The sequence below is a fragment of the Streptomyces sp. NRRL S-350 genome (assembly GCF_000719705.1).
Classification (GTDB): Bacteria; Actinomycetota; Actinomycetes; order Streptomycetales; family Streptomycetaceae; genus Kitasatospora.
In genome coordinates, this window is sequence record NZ_JOHO01000001.1 from 177,578 (window position 1) to 194,164 (window position 16,587).

The 16,587-nt window shown below is 72.4% G+C and carries 20 protein-coding genes; 5 read left to right on the plus strand and 15 right to left on the minus strand.

All coding sequences use genetic code 11. From position 1 onward, the window contains the following. The first annotated feature begins 299 nt into the window (after window positions 1-299). On the plus strand, window positions 300-890 hold the full coding sequence (locus IF30_RS43120; RefSeq protein ID WP_051708965.1) for a hypothetical protein: 591 nt from the start codon (window positions 300-302) through the stop codon (window positions 888-890). Window positions 891-921: 31 nt separating this feature from the next. Here the strand turns inward: IF30_RS43120 and IF30_RS0100890 are convergent, their stop codons facing one another. The 15 genes from IF30_RS0100890 to IF30_RS0100960 form a co-directional block, all read right to left on the minus strand. Further along, on the minus strand, window positions 922-1,221 hold the full coding sequence (locus IF30_RS0100890) for a hypothetical protein (RefSeq protein WP_030230475.1): 300 nt from the start codon (window positions 1,219-1,221) through the stop codon (window positions 922-924). Between the two features lie 47 nt (window positions 1,222-1,268). Continuing rightward, window positions 1,269-1,688, minus strand: a complete 420-nt coding sequence (locus IF30_RS0100895) for a hypothetical protein (RefSeq protein ID WP_030230477.1) — start codon at window positions 1,686-1,688, stop codon at window positions 1,269-1,271. Between the two features lie 137 nt (window positions 1,689-1,825). Continuing rightward, window positions 1,826-2,131 (minus strand): hypothetical protein, encoded by a 306-nt coding sequence (locus tag IF30_RS0100900; RefSeq protein ID WP_158834637.1) that lies wholly within the window; start codon window positions 2,129-2,131, stop codon window positions 1,826-1,828. 67 nt (window positions 2,132-2,198) lie between these two features. Further along, the gene (locus IF30_RS0100905) at window positions 2,199-4,055 is read right to left on the minus strand and encodes an RNB domain-containing ribonuclease (protein ID WP_030230482.1); all 1,857 of its coding nucleotides are present in this window, start codon (window positions 4,053-4,055) and stop codon (window positions 2,199-2,201) included. A gap of 133 nt (window positions 4,056-4,188) precedes the next feature. Then, on the minus strand, window positions 4,189-4,845 hold the full coding sequence (locus IF30_RS46240; RefSeq protein WP_051708966.1) for a hypothetical protein: 657 nt from the start codon (window positions 4,843-4,845) through the stop codon (window positions 4,189-4,191). 40 nt (window positions 4,846-4,885) lie between these two features. Further along, a complete protein-coding gene (locus IF30_RS48520; protein WP_063752431.1) occupies window positions 4,886-5,503 on the minus strand; it encodes a hypothetical protein in 618 nt (205 codons plus the stop codon). Window positions 5,504-5,547: 44 nt separating this feature from the next. Further along, window positions 5,548-5,940, minus strand: coding sequence for a hypothetical protein (locus tag IF30_RS0100920; RefSeq protein WP_030230490.1), 393 nt, complete (start codon window positions 5,938-5,940; stop codon window positions 5,548-5,550). Next, a complete protein-coding gene (gene dndC, locus IF30_RS0100925; protein WP_078891042.1) occupies window positions 5,937-7,484 on the minus strand; it encodes a DNA phosphorothioation system sulfurtransferase DndC in 1,548 nt (515 codons plus the stop codon). Before dndC ends, IF30_RS0100920 begins: the two co-directional genes overlap by 4 nt. A gap of 106 nt (window positions 7,485-7,590) precedes the next feature. Then, entirely contained in the window at window positions 7,591-8,622 is a 1,032-nt protein-coding gene (locus IF30_RS0100930) for an AAA family ATPase (protein WP_030230494.1), read from the minus strand. 124 nt (window positions 8,623-8,746) lie between these two features. Next, window positions 8,747-10,093 carry a hypothetical protein gene (locus IF30_RS46245; RefSeq protein ID WP_051708967.1) on the minus strand — a complete coding sequence of 449 codons (1,347 nt, stop codon included), beginning with the start codon at window positions 10,091-10,093 and terminating at the stop codon, window positions 8,747-8,749. Continuing rightward, window positions 10,090-10,749, minus strand: coding sequence for a hypothetical protein (locus IF30_RS0100940; protein ID WP_030230498.1), 660 nt, complete (start codon window positions 10,747-10,749; stop codon window positions 10,090-10,092). The genes IF30_RS46245 and IF30_RS0100940 overlap by 4 nt, the downstream gene beginning before the upstream one ends. Window positions 10,750-10,850: 101 nt before the next feature. Further along, window positions 10,851-11,435, minus strand: a complete 585-nt coding sequence (locus IF30_RS0100945) for a hypothetical protein (protein ID WP_030230501.1) — start codon at window positions 11,433-11,435, stop codon at window positions 10,851-10,853. A 96-nt stretch (window positions 11,436-11,531) separates the two neighbouring features. Further along, window positions 11,532-12,170, minus strand: a complete 639-nt coding sequence (locus IF30_RS0100950; protein WP_030230503.1) for a hypothetical protein — start codon at window positions 12,168-12,170, stop codon at window positions 11,532-11,534. A 35-nt stretch (window positions 12,171-12,205) separates the two neighbouring features. Continuing rightward, window positions 12,206-12,649, minus strand: coding sequence for a hypothetical protein (locus tag IF30_RS0100955; RefSeq protein WP_158834640.1), 444 nt, complete (start codon window positions 12,647-12,649; stop codon window positions 12,206-12,208). 32 nt (window positions 12,650-12,681) lie between these two features. Further along, the gene (locus IF30_RS0100960; protein ID WP_030230509.1) at window positions 12,682-13,260 is read right to left on the minus strand and encodes a hypothetical protein; all 579 of its coding nucleotides are present in this window, start codon (window positions 13,258-13,260) and stop codon (window positions 12,682-12,684) included. 301 nt (window positions 13,261-13,561) lie between these two features. Here IF30_RS0100960 and IF30_RS0100965 point away from each other — a divergent pair, with 301 nt between their 5' ends. From IF30_RS0100965 to IF30_RS0100980, 4 genes are all read left to right on the plus strand, one after another. After that, a complete protein-coding gene (locus IF30_RS0100965; RefSeq protein WP_051708968.1) occupies window positions 13,562-14,293 on the plus strand; it encodes a hypothetical protein in 732 nt (243 codons plus the stop codon). Window positions 14,294-14,335: 42 nt separating this feature from the next. Beyond that, the gene (locus tag IF30_RS0100970; RefSeq protein WP_030230515.1) at window positions 14,336-15,031 is read left to right on the plus strand and encodes a GNAT family N-acetyltransferase; all 696 of its coding nucleotides are present in this window, start codon (window positions 14,336-14,338) and stop codon (window positions 15,029-15,031) included. A 277-nt stretch (window positions 15,032-15,308) separates the two neighbouring features. Then, window positions 15,309-15,518, plus strand: a complete 210-nt coding sequence (locus tag IF30_RS0100975; RefSeq protein WP_030230518.1) for a hypothetical protein — start codon at window positions 15,309-15,311, stop codon at window positions 15,516-15,518. 356 nt (window positions 15,519-15,874) lie between these two features. Further along, the gene (locus tag IF30_RS0100980; protein ID WP_030230520.1) at window positions 15,875-16,513 is read left to right on the plus strand and encodes a hypothetical protein; all 639 of its coding nucleotides are present in this window, start codon (window positions 15,875-15,877) and stop codon (window positions 16,511-16,513) included. The last annotated feature ends 74 nt before the right edge of the window (window positions 16,514-16,587 follow it).

The following is a 16,587-nucleotide window of genomic DNA, read 5'->3' on the forward strand; positions in this document are numbered from 1 at the left end:
CCCCTTCCGCGGCCCGCCCACCGGCTCGTGCCGGCGCGCGGGCCGCACCCATGTCCGGCCCCTTCCCGTACCGCGCTCCACCGGCGCTGCCCAGCCAGTGGCCAGCGCCCAGCCGTCGTCACGTCGGCCGAAGGCCTCCGCCTGGCCCCTGCGAGCTGCTTCCTGGAAGGGTGTGCGCGACCGGCCGCACCGCAGTCCCCGCAGCTTCGGAATTCCGGCCGGGGCTGACGGTGCGGTGCCGTAGGGTGCTACGACCAGCAGAAACAGAGGAGCCGGCCCGGCCGGGCCCAGGGGGAGAAGTGACCTTCAGCTCGCGAATCCAGGTCTCGGCCGACGCGCACGGCAAGCCGGACTACACCGCGCCGGCAGGCGGGATCGCTGTAGGCACGATGTGGGTCGCCATGATCTCGGGCATGTACTTCGCGTTGGAGTCCCAGCTCCTGCACAACCACCACAACGTCGCCCTCGCCGTGGTGTCCGCCGCGACGGTCCTTACGACGTTCGCGGTGTTCTTCACGGCCAGGGCGGTCTTCCGCCGCTTCGGCGCGCACTGGTGGCACCTCATCCTCGCCACCGTGGTGTTGTGCTGCGCGGGTGCAGCGGCTCCGAAGGCCGCCGCGTACGTGTTCCCCGACCAGATGGAGCGCTACCACCGGGAGCTCGGCGGGCCGGGCCAGTGCCTGCACGCGACCCCGTACGGCAGCGACCGGGAGTTCCCCAAGTCCTCGCAGGTCACCTACGACAACCGGGCCCCGGGCAGGATGACTGTCACCCCGCTGGACAAGACCTACCCGCCGCTGGTGCTAGACCACGCTGTCCGCGGCGGGCTGCACGCGTTGACCCCGGCCGACGCGAAGGCCCGGCAGATCCTGGAATCGTACGGCTGCTGACCCGCCCTCGGCCTCACGAATCGTCTACTGGTCAGACGGGATCGGTGAACGAGACAGGCTTGCCGGCGGCGTGGGCATATGCGATTTCCCTGCTCGTGGACTCGCCGACATACCCGCCGGGGTTGACGACCAGAACCCGGTCAGCCAAGTCGATCTTGCTCAGGTGGAGAGCGTCCAGCACGGTCTTCTGCTCGTCGGTGACCGGCCCGTCCGCTTCACCCGGCGCGACGACGATGACACCCGCGAAGGTCAGCTCACGGTTCGCCGCACGCATCTCGGCCGCGAACCGGGCAGAACCGCAGATGCAGACAATCTCAGGTCGGTCGGGCACGGCTCAGTCCTTCGGTCGAACGGGAACGCCAGTGTGCACGTTGATTTCTAGAGCGGCTGGCCGGCCTGCGGGTCGACGCGTCCCTCGTCGAGCGCGGCGAAGCGCTCCTGAAGCTCGCCGGTGGTCTCGGCCTGGGCGATCCGCACGGGGAACGCTTCCCACAGCGCCGTTCCGCCGACCTCCCGCTCCACGACGCGGCCGGCGGCGAGCTCGTCGAACTCCGGCCCGGTGAGCTCGAGCACGGGGCCGATCGTCATCAGGCCCATGTCGGGGTGGGCCGCCATCCAGTCCCCGTCGAGGAGGGCCAGCGGCCTCGGGCAGACATCGAACCGAGCGAGGTCGAGGTGGACCGGTGTACCCGCGCGCAGCTCTGCGACGGTGGCGGACTCCAGGCCCGCCAGGACACCCCGGCGCCCGTCGGGCGAAAGGTAGGCCCTGCCAACGGCTGACGACTGCGCGGTCACCATGCCCCCTTGGAATCGTGCCGGTCCCAAGTCACCGGCCGGCTGCGGCCCATCCTATGGGCTGGAGCCCGGCCGCCGGGCCGGTTCCGAGCCCCGCCCCTGTCGGGGATCGCGGAGAAGGCCGACGGGCTGTCACGTCGTCATACCGCGAACGGCAGCGGGTGTTGGCCGCGGTCCGCCGCTTGCTGCGCACGGCGCTCGGCGGCAGCGATCCGCCACTGCTCGGGGTCTCGGTCCCGCCCGGCCTGCTCGGCGCACCGTGCGCAGTCGGTCTCCCGCAGGTGGTTGTCCAGCGCGCCGGCCAGGCAGTTGCCACCGCAGGCGAGGTCGAGCCATCCGGTCGGCCGGCCTGCTCGGGTCACACGAGGACGGGCCCGGTGGTTGATCCGGCCGCCGGTCACCCGGACCACGAACGGCCACGGATCTGCCGCGGCTGTTGCCGTCATGTCCCGCCTCCCCTCGCGCACGGGCCCGGCCCGCGGAGTATCGGGTACCGGGCCCGGCATCAACGCATCACCCGGCGTGCTCGGCCCGCGCTGCGTCGACCCGCTCCAGCAGACCGGCCGCCGCTGCCGTCTTGGCCGCCGCCTTGGTCGAGGCCGACGCGGAGGCGAGGACGGTTACGCCGTCGTGGGTGGCCTCGGCGGTGCAGGTGAACGTCGGAAGATGGCTGGGGCCGTCGGCGCTCATGGTGAACTTCAGGCCGCTGATGACCTTGACCTGCTGGTACTCGTTGAGGACCGAGATCGGCGAGCGGCCCTCAACCGGTTCGGTGCCGTGTCCGGCTGCCGGGAGCTGCGGGGCCTCGGGGGCGGGCTGCGCGAGGTCGAGGGAGGGATCGGGCAGGTCGGCGAGCACGGCGAGCAGGCTGAGTGCCGCCTGGTGCCGGGCCGCCTTCTTCGTCGACGCGGACCGCCGGGATCCTTCGACGGGGCTGCCGCCCGCCGGCCACGACGCCTGCGCGGCGAAGACGGTGGTGGGGGCCTGGCCGAAGGCCTGGACCGTGAACTCGACCGCCGGCAGGCCGTTGACCTGCGCGTGGACGGACAGGATGGACACGGCCGTCTCGGGCGCGGCCGCGATGGCGCTCAGACAGGCGCTGCGCCCCGCCTCCCAGCCGGGCCCGCCGGCGACGAGCAGCACCATCTGGAGCTCCAGCGAGGTGAGCTCTCCGCCGGCGGCCCGCCGCGCGGTCTCGGCGACCAGGGGCCCGCCGGCGATGTCCTCCTTGCAGCCGCGCTTGAGGAGGGCGTGGAACGCCTGGGCGTCGAGGCCGGTGTAGTCGGCCTCCGTCGCTGCGGCACCGCGGCGGGCCGCGGAGTGCGCGGCCGACTTGCGGGAGTCCCGCTCGGCGTCGCGGTCCTGCCGGGCGCCGGTGGTCAGCGACTCGGCGATCGCGGCCAAGGCGTCCTCGCCATACGGGGAGTCGGCGCCGTCCAGGTAGCTGCAGATGACCCGCTGCACGACGAGGTCGGCGTAGCGTCGCAGCGGCGAGGTGGCGTGGAGGTAGCCCGGCAGGTTCAGGCCCCAGTGGCCGCCCATGAACGGCGCGTACTCCGCGGCCTTGAGGGTCATCAGGGTGCGTTCGCGCAATGCCTCCAGCCGGGTGGCGGACCCGTCGGTGAAGGCGACGTCGAGATCGTCCAGCAGGGTCTGGCGCGGGGCGGCGACGCGGCCGGCGGCGTGGTTGCGGAACAGCAGCGGGAGGTCGTGTTCCGCCGCCCAGGAGGCCAGCGCGGTGTTCGCGGCGATCATGCACTCCTGGACGATCTTGTAGCCGACGGTCCGCTCGTAGGAGGCGAGCCGGACGACGACGCCGTCCTCGCTGGTCGCCCACCCGCTGAGGAGGTCGTACAGGGCGAGCGCCCCCTGCCGGCGCCGGCGGGCGAGCAGGACCTCGCTCACCGCCGCCGCCTCCCGCAGGACCTCGTGGAGGGGGTGGGCGCGGCCGCGGACCGCCTCGGCGGCCTGGGAGTAGCTCAGGGATACCAGGCCGTTCACCGTCGCCCGCTCGACGTCCACGTTCCCGACCTGCCCGTCCGGGAGGACGTGCACGCGGATCGCGATCGCGGCGCACGGCCGCCCCTCGGCCAGGGTCAGGCGGGCCTCCACCGGCCCGGGCAGCATCTTCTGGGTGCCGCGCCAGCCCCCGTACGCCGACTCGCGCCGCGTGAACGCGTCCCGGTCGACGGCGCTGCCCGGCGTGACGCCGGAGGCTACGTCGGCGACATAGACGGTCAGGCGCCAGCCGTCGCCGACGCGCTCGACACCGATGGCATCGTCGCGGTCGACGGAGCCGGGGCGGTCGATCATGACGGCAGGGGCCAGGCCGGAGAGAACGGAGGGCTGGGTGGTCAGAGGCTGAGACAACGGTTCGATTCCTTCGTGAACGGAGTGGTTCGGCCGAGGGGTGCTGCTTCCGGGCAGCCCGTCCTTCGCATCATGGCCAACGGTGTTGTCGGCGTCGGGGATTCGGCTCCTGGCGAAGGGCGGGGGCCGGGGATCAGCTGGAGGGCGTGAGGTTGAGCGGTCCTGCGGATTCGGTACGGCGGCGTGCCAGGTCCGGGAGCGGCCGGCCTATGTCGGCGACGGCGTCCGCGGGCAGCCCTTCGCGCAGGATCGGGAGCAGGGTGGCGTACTGCTGGAGGATCCCGTCGCCGTACAGAGGGTGTGGCCACATCTCCGGGTCCGCGAAGGGGATGCCGAGGTAGGCGCAGCCCGAATCCGCGGGCCAGGTCGGGTCGATGGCGTGGGTGCCGTCGGTGGCCCAGGCATGGGGGGCGTGGTGGACGGCGCTCTCGACGGTGCAGCTGCCGTACCCCTCGACGTACACCAGGTTCGGGTCTTCCTGGTCCTCGATCGTCTGCGCGGCGTTGGTGTAGCAGAACGTCACGAGGAGCGGGCCGGCTCCGGGCGGGAGCGGGGCCGGGGTGAAGAGGCGGCCGGCGTCGAGGAGCAGGTGGAAGGGGGAGGGGTACCTCCACCCGTCCAGGACCGGCTCGGAGGTCGGGTCGACTTCTGTGGCGCGCTCGTGCAGGTAGCGGATCAGGTCGGTCTCGGCGGGGACCAGGAGGCCAGCGGCGGTACGGGCGAGGCTGGTGGGTCCCGCAGCCGGGCCGGGCCGGTCGCGGTCGGCCGGATCGGGCGACCGTTCGTTCATCGTGCTCTCCTGATGGGGTCGGATGTGCCCAGGGCGGGCGTCAGGCCGGTGCCGCAGCCGAAGTCGGGGCGGCGGGGCCGGAAGGGGCGTCGGGCTCGGGCTGTACGGCGTGCGCGGCCAGTTCCCACTGCTGGAGGAAGTACGGGTCAGAGGGCGGGGCCTTGGGCAGGCGCCGGTCGTCGGAGGTCAGCTGGGCGCGGGTGACGAGGTAGGCGCTGCTGCGGGTGGCTGGGCCGGACAGGTGCGGGCAGGACGCCCGCGCCAGGTCCCTGCATGCCTGGTGCAGCGCGGCCTGCAGCACCACGCCGAAGGGCGTGGCCAGCACCCACGCCTGCTCGGGGAGGAGGTCTCCGCACACCTGGCAGCGCCACTCGTTGTGGGCGCGGGCCAGGAGCCGGGAGTCAATGGCACGCCACCACACCCGTGCCGCGCTCCACGGGGTCACCCACGGCACCGGCAGACCCTGGCGCGTCGGCCGGGGCAGCCCGGTGACCGGAGCAAGGAGCATCCCGGCCTCCTCCAGCGCGCTCCACACCGGCTTCTCCATCCCGAAGAACGCGCACTGCCCATTGCCGCAGACGAAGACGGCGTTGGCGGTGTCGTACTCCAGCTGCACGGCGCAGTCCGGGCAGGCCGGGTCGGACTCGGCGGTCGTCATGCCGTCGCTCTCCTGCTCGTCGAAGGTCTTCGGGGGCCCGGTCGCTACAGTCGCTGCGCCGGGGGCGCGGCCGGATGGCACGGGGCGGTCCAACAGGTGTAGGTGACCTGGGTCCAGCCGTAGAGCTTGGCCCGGTCGGCCCAGGCCGCCGGGTCGACGGTGTAGCCCGCCGCGAGCAGGCGGCTGATCGCGTCCGCGAGCGGCGGAACGGGCTGGGGCTCCGGGCTCGGGACGATCAGGTGGCGCCCAGGTCCGTCCGGGTCGGCGACGGCGAGGGCGTCGGCCGGGCCGAGGTCGAGCGCGTCGACGACGACCTCGGGGCCCGGCGCGACGACGATCAGCTGCCAGCGCTCCCGGCGCACGGCCAGCTCGGCCATGTACAGCGCGGGCATGCCCCGGTGGTCGGGGTGCGGTGCGGCCGGCGGCTGCTCGGTCACGAACTCTCCTTCGATTCCTGCGGGTTGTCGTCGCCCCCGCCTGCTCCCGGGCGCTCGGGACCGCTCTGATCGTAGAGGCCGGAGCGGATCTCCTCGCGGGCGATCGCGTACTGGAGGGCGTCGTCCTCGTCGGTGAACATGTACTTGGTGACGGTCTTCTCCAGGGCCTCGAAGTACCCGGCGCGGCGCCCGGCGGTGCGAAAGCGGCGCTCCAGCCCGAGCAGCGCGCGAACTCCCTGGTACTGGCTCTCGTCGCCGTCGCAGACCTCCCGCAGTACGGCCATGGCGTCGGCGTCGAAGCCGAAGCCGCCGTCCAGGACGGCCGGGCCGGGGAACGGCTCGCCGGTCTCCTCCAGGTAGATGGCCGGGAGGAGGTCCTCGACCTCGTGCTTGACGACCACCCACTCGTGGCGGATCGCGTGCAGCTCCTCCAGGCTGATGAGGGCCAGGTCGCGTACGTACTCGGGCCCGCGGGTGCGGATCTGGTGCTGGGCGCGCAGCAGCCGGCGCAGCCAGTCCTCCCGGGCGGTCTGGGTGTAGGGGCCGTGCACCAGCCGGCCGTGGAAGAGCATCAGGGAGCCGTTCGACCTGCGGTAGTCCCGAAGATGCCGGTCGTCGTCGATGTCGAGCGCGTTGCGCAGCTCCAGCAACGGACGCATCCACACGTTGTCGTCGTCGTTGGCGATCATCGCCTTGAGCGACTTGTCCTGGCTGACCATCGTGCACGTCCAGCACCCGAACCGGCTGTCGCCGCACGAGGGGGTGGTGGTGTCGACCACCAGCGGGCACTCGGAGTCCGGGCTCGCTCCCTGGTAGAGGCCCAACAAGTCCTTGTGGCTGTGGCCCCACGGGTTGTCGTACTGCATCAGCAAGATCCACACCTCGTCGTTGGTCAGCGCCTCGATCGGGCTGTACACCAGCGAGTTGGGCAGGTCGCCGTTGGGCGAGAGCCGCTCGCGCACGCGGCCCTTTTCGTGGCGGGCCATGGACTTGGCCCGTGCCGCGCTCTCGGCCTTGCGGATGCCCAGCACGAGGATCGCTTCGCCGTGGGCGGCGACGACGGTGCGGATGAACCGGCTCGACGGCTTGATCTTGAGCCGCTCGGTGCACCACCTGAACTTGGGCCTCGGTGCGGCGTAGCCGCGCCCGATCAGGCACATCCAGAAGGAGTCCTCGACGGCCGGCGTGAGCCGGTGCACCTCGATCGGCAGCTGCTGCGCGGCGGCGGCCTCGCGCATCGCGTCCAGGGACTGGCCCACCCAGGCGGCCACCAGGGGGTTCTCCACCAGGGTGTCGGTGGAGATCACGTGGACGGTTTTGGTCCGCTGTTCCGGCGGTAGGGAGGCCACGGCCCACCAGACCAGCGCCGCGACCAGGGTGCTGTCCTTGCCGCCGCTGTAGCCGACCACCCAGGGGACCTGGTCGGCCCGGTACAACTCCCGGATCTCCTCCAGGAGTAGCTCCAGGTACTGGTGGGGAGTGAGGTTGCCGAAGGGGCTGCGGCGGGTGGGGCCGAGGCCGGGCACCAGAACGGGCGGGGGCATGGCTGACCTTTCGGTAGACGGGGGGTGGCGGGCGGCCGGGCCTGCGCCGACAGCGAGAGGAGCACGCCGGGTGCCGGGCCGGGGCGGCCCGGCACCCCGTCGGGGTTCACGCGGCGCTGAGCATCCGGAGGAGACGGGAGGGCCGGACGCAGTGCCCTGGTTCCTCCTCCGGCAGGGGCTCCCGGACGGGCAGGGCGATGCTGACCGGTGTGATGGTCTGCTGCGCGGGGTCGACCCGGTGGGCCTTCTCGATCACGACCATGGCGGACTGGTCGCCGCCGGACAGGGCGTTGACCAGGTCGAGGGCGTGCGTGCTGGCGATCAGCTGGGAGGGAGAGGAGGCGCCGCCGAGCCGCCGGGAGATCCGCCGGGCGAGTTCGACGGCGTCCTTCGGGTGGATCCCTTCTCCGATCCCGTCCAGGACCAGCACGCCGGGCTTGGTGTGCCAGGCGGCCAGGGCCTCCAGGAGCCTCAGCGCCCCGGCGGGCATCGTGTTCATCGCCACCCAGCCCCGGTGTGCCATCCGGACCTCGATCCGTCCGTGGGCGGTCCGGACGCCAAAGGAGCCGTGCACCAGCGCCGCGAGGTCGGCGGCGAGCCGGGTTGCCGCCTCCGGGCTGAGCCGCCGCAGCATCGACGCGGTGTCGCCCGTACCGCCGGAGGCCGTCTGCCAGTTCCTGGCCTGCTCCCGGAGCGTGTCCATCACAGCCCCCGTGCCGTCCAGCGGAATCAGGCGCTGCGGCGCCCCGGTCCGCGCGGCCATTCGTACGCCGCTGCCAGCGGTGTCGAGGACGGCCGTGCGCCCGTCGGGGGCCCGGAACGCGGTGAGTTCCGCCGAGACCGGCCCGGCCGTGCCGGGCATCAGGGCCTGCACCGTGATCCGCATCCTCTGCGCGGTCCTGGGCTGCCCTTCGTGCTCGCCCTGGAGCAGGACGGCGTCAGCGGCCAGCCGGGGGCTGGAGGTAGTGGCCGCCTCCCAGCCGTCCGTCAGGGTCCGGGAGACCAGGGTGAGGGCGTCGAGGAGGTTGGTCTTGCCGGTGCCGGCGGGGCCGGTCAGCACGGTGAGTGGTCCCGAGGGGAACTCGAACTCGAAGTCCTGGAACGACTTGAAGCCGTCTATCGCGATGCTGGTGATCACTGCAACTCCCGGTTCGGGGCGGCCGGACTGCAACCGGCCCGGTGGCAACCACCATACGCATACTCATGGAATTAAGCAATCATCTTATGTCTGGCTACCGCCCTTGACCCACCTTCGCGCTCCCTCATGTCCTCCAGTCAGGGCCGCCCACCGCGTACACCGTCTCCTGGTCCGCCAGCGGCTGGTCCGGCCTGATCCGGGTCCGCGCCACCCACCGGTGCCGGTACTCGTAGGTCACCCCGAGCACCGCGTTCCCCTTGTAGACCGGCCCGACCTTGCGCCCATTGCCGTCGCGGATCCCATAGCGCACGCGCGGGCGGACGTGGGCACGACGCCAGGTGCCGGCCGCGAGCTCGCCCGCCCCTGCGGCGGAGCGCGCCCGCGCGGCCGGCTCCTCCGGCGGAGGCTCGTAGTCGAGCAAGTGGACGCCGTGGAAGGCGCCGTCGCGGGCTTGCCGGGTCCGCGCGAGCTTCTTGATCTCCCTGTCCCGGCGGCCCGACCCATCCCGCCGGGGCAGCTCGGGCGGCGGCCGCCAATTCTCGAACGCGAGCAGTGCCGCGTAGCCGTACAGGGCACGCCCGGCCGGATGCCCGCCGTAGGGCACCGGCACCAGGCAGTAGAGGGGGGCCCCGGTGCCCCGGTCGGTGGCCGCGGTGAGGAGCCAGCCCAGCCCGTCGTCCAGGTGCCCGTCTTCGCGGGCGGTGAGCACGCCGCCCATCACCATCGGCGCATCACCCAGCGGCAGGCGCCCTTCACCGGCGGCTTCGACCAGGTCGCCGTCGTCGGCCACCGCGTCGAACGGCACACCGTCGTGGAACAGCAGCACCGACGGGGCGGGCAAGGTCAGTTCCGCGCGGGTCCGCGCGTCCATCATCGCGGTGGTCGCGGCGTCCTCGGCGAGCGGTCCGGGGACGAAGTGCGGCACCGAGCTGTACGCGGCCAGGCCGGCCGACACGCGCAGCAGGCGCCCGTCCTGCAGATGGTGAGGGGTCGCCAGGCCGTGATGGGCGAGCAGGGCGCCGGGAGGGGCGAGCCGGCTGCGCACCGCGCCGATGTCGGCGGGCACCAGGTCGCGCAGGGCGCCGCGGCCGCCGGCCCACCGTTCGTCGTAGCCGGCGAAGGCCTCGTCGCGCCGCCGGGTCTCGGCGAGGGCGCTGCCGGCCACGGCGACCACGTCGACGACGGTGTCAGCGCGGGGGCCCGAACGGGGCACCAGCGCGGCGATCGTCTGCTCCGACTCCGGGGTGTCGACGGCCGGGGCCCATCCGCCGCACGCCGCCCGGACGGCTTCCACCGCACCGGTGCGGTGCAGCAGGTGCCGCCAGGCGGTGTTCAGGGGCAGCTTGGGGCCGTGGGCGAGCAGATCGGCGTACGGCATGCCGTACAGGAACCGGTCCAGCGCGGCGCGGTCCGCCTCCTGTCGGCGAACACCGCCGGCCGGGACACCGGCCTGCCGGGGCGGCCCGGTCATCGCCGGCGCCATTCCGTGCCGTCGAACACCCGGTAGAGGAAGCGGCGGTTGATCTCCAGACCGGCGGCGATCTGCTTGACGAGCCGCTCCTCCTGCATCCAGGCCTTGCCCCGGCGGACCGCGTCGCCCAGCTCGGCGGTCAGCACCACGTCCCGGACCTGGTTCGCGCAGCGCCTCAGGTGGGCGCTGGCGATCTGCGCGGTGAGGGTGTCCCCGGTCAGGACGAGGCCGTCGGCCATCTCGTCCAGCCGCTCGGCCGCGGCGCGGTGGGCTCCGTCCCAGGTGTCGTGCTCGGTGAAGCCCGGCACCCCGTTGCTGACCCATGCCGCGGCCCACCGGTCCCCGCCGGGCTCCGCGCCGGCCGCCGACCGGTTGTCCGCGTCCCAGCCCTTGCTGAGCGCCGCGTCGGCGAACACGGTGTTGGCCAGGGCGCGGTGGAAGGCGTACTCGGCCTCCTGCGCCAGCGGGTAGTTGGTCGCCGTCGGCTCGGCGGTGCGGCACACCACGATGCAGCCGTCGAGGTGGTTGCGGACCTCGTAGGTCGCGCCGCCCCACTGCCTGTGCAGGGGCCGGCCCCGCGTATCGCGCCACAGCGGGGCGTCCTCGAGATCGGGGATGTCCCCGGCGGGCAGGACCTGGTCGAAGGGTACGGGCACAGCCACCTCGCCTGTTCGCGGTAAGTGAGCATGAAGGTACACACGGCTCATCCGAGTGTCCACTTAGGTACACACTTCCGTGTCGGGTGGTCGAGGCTCCCCTACATGACGCTGATCAGCACCGGGTGCCCGGACGGTAGGCGTCCGCGGCCGTCGATTCCGAACGGGATGGCGGGGGCGGTGCGCAGCGCGGTGACCCCCGTCGAGGCCGCGACCATCGCCGCCTTGGGGTCGTCGGCGCCGTCGACGAGCAGCTGCACTCCTAACCGGTGCGCGGTGTCGGTGACCTCGAGCCCGCTGACCGAGACCGGCAGGGCGGCCAGGGTCTGCGCCCAGGGCAGAAGGGCTCGCAGGAGCGCCGCGGTGGCGGCGGTGGAGGTCGAGCGTTCGGGGCGGGACCGGTTCAGGGTCGGGTGCGTTCCCGCGACCAGCACCATCCCGCCGGGCAGGTCCGCGGTCAGGGTGTAGGTGTAGGCACGCGCGCCGAGCTCGGACAGCACCGGGTCGGCCCCGGTCGCCGCGGCCAGCCGGTCGACGCTGCTGCGCTGGTCCGCCATCGTGGTGAACTCCGCGAAGGAAACCTGCACGTCCCGGCCGGCGAGCGCGAGCCGCAGGGGCTCCAGCGGGCCGGCTGCGTCCAGCACCTCGGCGGTCGCGTGCAGCAGATCGGTCAGGTCGAAACGCATGCCGTCATTGTCGCCGCTCGGACAAGCCCGGCACCAGACGATCCTCGGACTTCGCCCCAGCCGGGGCGCTTCAGCGCCCCGGGCCGGACGGTCCCTCTACACGCGCTCCACCGGCGGGGGCATCTCCAGCGGGAAGACGCCCGTTCCCTGTCCCATCAGCCACAGCGCGGGGGCCAGGGTGCGGCCCCGGGGGCACCGGGAGATGTGGTTCTGGGAGCGGTGCGTCGTCGGCTCACCGGCGGTGCGAGTGACGGCCAGGACCGTACCGTCGGCCAGCACGGCGATCAGGCTGCGCTGCTGCTTGGCCCCGGGAGTGTCCAGGATGTCCACGCCTTCGATGCGTCCCCCCTGGTCGAGCGCCCACCGTTCGGCCAGGGCCAGCAGCCCTACGACCGGGCCCATCGGGTTGGTCCTGGAATCTTCGCCCAGACCTGCGGAGTCGTCGAGCAGTGCCTGCCCGTACTCCTCCATCGCGCTCTGGAATGTCGGCCCGCCTTTGCGGGCCCAGGCCGGGACGTCCATGTCCTCAACCGCGACCGCGTGGCGGGCGGGCTGTGGGTCGATCATCTCCGGATGCGGAAGGCGGATCTGCATCCAGGTGACCGGCAGGCTGCCCCAGGCGACGGACTCGTGGAACTGGTGCTCCAGTGCGACCAGTGCGGCTCCGATGGCGACGCGGGCGTCCTGGCTCAGCAGCTGGCGGGCGTGACTTCCGGTATTGATCAGGGGGGTCACAGCAGTTGGTCCTTTCGGGAGTTGGGGGGGGGAGGTCAGGTGTCCTGGACGGTCAGGAACACGGGAGGGCGGTCGTAGGACTGGGTGAGGGCGTCCACGACCGCGCGGCCTGCGGCGGTGAGGTCGTGCGGGCTCGCGGTCCAGAAGCCCGCGAAGCACTCGGCGATCGGCGTGGCCGGGTCGGCGTCCGGTTCGCGCATCGCCCAGCTCGCTCCTGTGGTGCCCAGCAGGAGGGCGGCCAGGAGACCGGTCGAGCGCTCGGCGGTCTCGGGGTCGCCGTCGTCGCGGTCGGGGAAGACCACGGCCCACGGGCCGGGTTCACCGATGGGCTCTTCCTGCAGCTGGGCGTGCAGCAGCAGGCCGGGGGAGCAGACCACCATCGGCTCGTCGGACACCTCGGGCCACACGGCGTAGACGCTGGTGCCGCAGCCTCCGTAACTGTCGAGGCGGGTCGGCCAGTTCACCAGGGAGCCGGTCATGGCGGTGCGGTCCATCCGCCGCCAGCGGGCCGTCACAGCCGCGCTCCGGCCGCCCGGCCGGACAGGGGGCAGCGGCGGGCGTAGGAGGCCAGAACGATGCCGAGGATGCCGTCCTCACTGGCCTCGGGGTCGGTCACCTCGTTGTCGTGGAAGAAGTCGGCGGCGGCCTGGAACGCCGCTTCGAGGAGCGGGCCTCGTGCGTCGTATCGGTAGCCCTCGCGCTCGGTGTCCAGGGCGTAGTCGAAGGTGAATGTCCAGGTGCCGCGCTCGCGTACGGGGGCGGTGGCAAGGTCGATGCCCTCGCCGACGACGAGGGCCGTCTCCCACACCTCCCAGTTCGCGGTGAAGGCGGGGCGCGTGAGCTTGGCGATCAGCAGCCGGGCCCGCATGAGCGAGTGGAGCTGCGCGAGGCGGGCGGCCGGGACCGGCGGGGCGCCGTCGGTCGTCTCGTAGATGTCGTACATGGGGTGGCCGGGGAAGGCGTGGGAGCCGTGGACCGCGAAGGTGCGGCCGGTGTCGGCGATCTGCCAGCGGTGCCGGTCGCCCGTGCCGCCCGGCGCTGCGAGCGCGGTGATGGCCTGGTCGTGGTCCCAGGGGTGCGCGGAGAGCATGAAGAGGGGTCCTCAGGAGTGTGTGCCAGTGCGGCGGGGCCTGCGCGGAGGTCCGGCGGCGTGCCGCGAATACGAGGCGAAGACGCCTCGCTTTGATTGCCTAACTCTATGAGTGAGATTAATGAAGGTCAAGAGCTTCGCGACATTGCTTAATTCTATGAGTCTGAGTTACTGTGTGGATGTCGCCGAACGAGGCGGCAGCTGACCGTGCCGATGACCGTTCTCGGCCCGGCCCGCCCTCACCGGCGCGCGACCGCTCGCCCCTGGCCCGCGCCCTGTTCCAGCCGAGGAGTCCCCGCACATGAAGAGAAGCCTGCGCCGCCACATAGAGGCCGCCATCAACCAGACCTGGAACCCCCGCCGCTTCGACCGCCGCGGCCGCGTCACGGTCGTGCTCTCCTTCCCCGAAGCGGCGTTCCCCGATGCCCCGCAGTGGAGCCCCGGGCCCGGATTCACCGCCACTGCCGGCGAATACGCCTGGCTGCGCGACAACGGCGACGGAACGAGTACGGCGGTCGTCGCCGGGGTGGGCCCCAAGGAGCTCCCCGGTGCGGACGGCGGGGAGTGGACCGAGCCGGAGGTCTGGACGGCAACGACCCCCAACGACAGCGTGTTCATGGACTGCGGCGCCATGTGGGACAAGCCGCACCGCATCACCTGGCTGCTCCGTGAGCCCGGCGCGACGATCACCCGCGAGCCCTACCAGGGCCACCCCTCCGCCGCCGTTCACGACTACTGGGACAACTTCCACGAGCAGTGGGGCTTCGTGCCGGGCCGAATGCACAGGGGCGAGTTCCCGTTCGCGGACCGGCGCCGCTTCGCCGCTCTGCACACCGAACCGGACTTTGGCAGCCTCCCCGACGAGGTCCAACTCCTGGAGACGGCCGTCACCTTGATGCGCTCCTTCGACGCGAAGGCCCGGGTGTACGCCTACGACCCCCAGCGCGGCACCACCCGCGACCCGATGCGCACCGTCTCCGACTACACGCTCACCAGCGTGGTCCGCGCCCTGGACCGCCGCGCCCCCCGCTGACCACGCCCACCCTCCCCTTCTCGTCCCCAGGAGCCCTCTGCCATGGCACTGCTGTCCGCCCTCCGGCCTTCCTCCGACGGCGCCGCGTTCACCGTGCGCGACGCCCGCCCCGCCGACACCGGCGCCTTCATGCGGGTGATCGCCCTCGCCGACCCCATCGACCCGGATCCCTTCGGCCTGGCGCGGGATGTCCTGGCCTCACCGCCCACGCCGCCCCTCTCCCACGACCGGAGCCTGGCCCTGGTCGCCGAGGACAACGACACCGGCACCGTCATCGGCGCGCTGCTCGGCGGGCCGCCGAAGTGGCTGTTCACCCATCCCGGCATCGACCGCCTTCCCCTGTTGGAGCGGCTGGTCGGCCGCGTGGGCATGATCAACGGCTTGGCCGTCCACCCCGACCACCGCCGCCGGGGGGTGGCCGCCGCCTTGATGAGCGCCGCCGAGCAGCGGTTTACGCGAGCCCGGTACGGCGTGATGACGGTCGACCACGAGCCCGCCCTGGACGACTTCTACCGCCACCAGGGCTACACCATCGGCGACGCCCTTCTGGTCCACCTCCCCCAGCAGCGCCTGATCGGCATGACCACGGACGACACCCGCATGTCGGCCAAACCGCTGCATCCGGCGGTCCGGCTCGCCGACGTACCCGGCGCTCCCCACCGCGTCATCACCGGCCTGGTGCCCGGCGCCTCCCTCCCGGACGACGCCGTGTTCGACGGCACCCGCCTCCGCTACTGACACCCCACCGGGCCCGGCCGGCGACTGCCCCGCCGGGCCCGTCCGAACGAGCGGGAGTCCGCCATGCCGCCCCACCTGCACATCGCCGAACGCTGCATCCACGGCGACACGAAACGCCACCTGTGCGATCACCGCCTCGCCTGGAGCCGCTACCGGGTACGGGAAGTACCGTGCCGGCCCTCCTTCTGCGAAACCGCCCGCCGAACCCAAGCCGCGCAGAGCCCGGACCGCTGACCGCGACCGGGCACCGCCCCAACCACCCGCCGAGGAAAGACCCATGCCTCGATTCCGCTTCCACCACAACGGTGCCCCCGAGACCTACCACGCCGACCTGCTCCGCGCCTGGACCGACTTCTGCGCCCGGCACGGGATATCCGCCTTCCCCCGCTACCCGACCGGCGATCCGGAGCTGGACGCCTGGAACGCCTCCCACCCGCCTGTGGTGGCTCGGGCACGTCTGGGACGAGGTCCGCTCCGACTGGCGTAGCCCCTGACCGCGCCGGCCACGAGTCCGCAGGGTCAGCGCTGGGGGCCGGACGGGGGAAGGCCGGCGGGACCACGCGGCGAAGGGCATCCAGGTGCCCGCGGGGGCGGCCAGCAGGTTCTCCAGCGCGCCGAACCGCGGCGCCGGAGAACTTGCTTAAGTCTATGACTATAGGTAGTGTCTAGCTATCGCCCACCTGGGCCCCACCCGCCGGGTAGAGGCCGACTAGCGCGGCTCTCGGTGAACAGCCCCGGGCCGAGCCCAGGAACCCGACGGGCAACGATCGGTGCCCGGCGCGCTTCATCGGGAGGCGCTGGCACCCGACTCGGAAGAAGAGGCAGTAGCAGATGACTGATCCAGTGAGCCTGACCGAAGATCCGGCCCGCCTCGGCGCGCAGCTCGACGTCGCGCAAGCCGAACTCGACATCGCGCGAACCCGGGTGAAGACCCTGGAGCGCGAGGTCAGGGACCTGGAAGAGCGGACCATCGCGGCCCAGAGCGCTGCGGCACAGGCCCACGGGGGAACGGAAGGCCTTCTCCGCTGGTGGACGGAGCGACGCCGCGGAGACGACCAGCGCCACGCATGGACCGCGATGCGAGCGTGGATGCAGAGCGTGCATCCCGCACTGGCGTGGCCGGACACCAAGCCGGGCAACGAACCCGTCAACATCAACTGGTGGGTTGAGCGCACGCCAACCTTGGAAGAGGTGGCAGCGGTGGCCCGGGAACTCGACCACATCGGCGCGGCGGTACGCACCGCTCGCTCACAGGAGGTGCCGCTGGCCGGTCTGCGAGTGCTCGTCATGCCGCCTCGAACCGGGCCGATGCGGTTCGGCGACCACCCTCAGCCCTGTCTCGTGGTTCGTCTCCAGCCCCACGGCTGGGACCTGGCCACGCCGACCGAGCGACCTGTAACGCTGGGCGCCTGCCAGGAAAGCGCTCTTCCTCTCCTCGAACAAGCTCTGCGGGCCGCGCTCAGCGTCGCAGCCGACGCCTGAGCGAAGAGGCAGGGGATCGAAACGGCAGGGGCCTGTCCGTACCGGACTTCCGGTACGGACAGGCCCCGACGCGT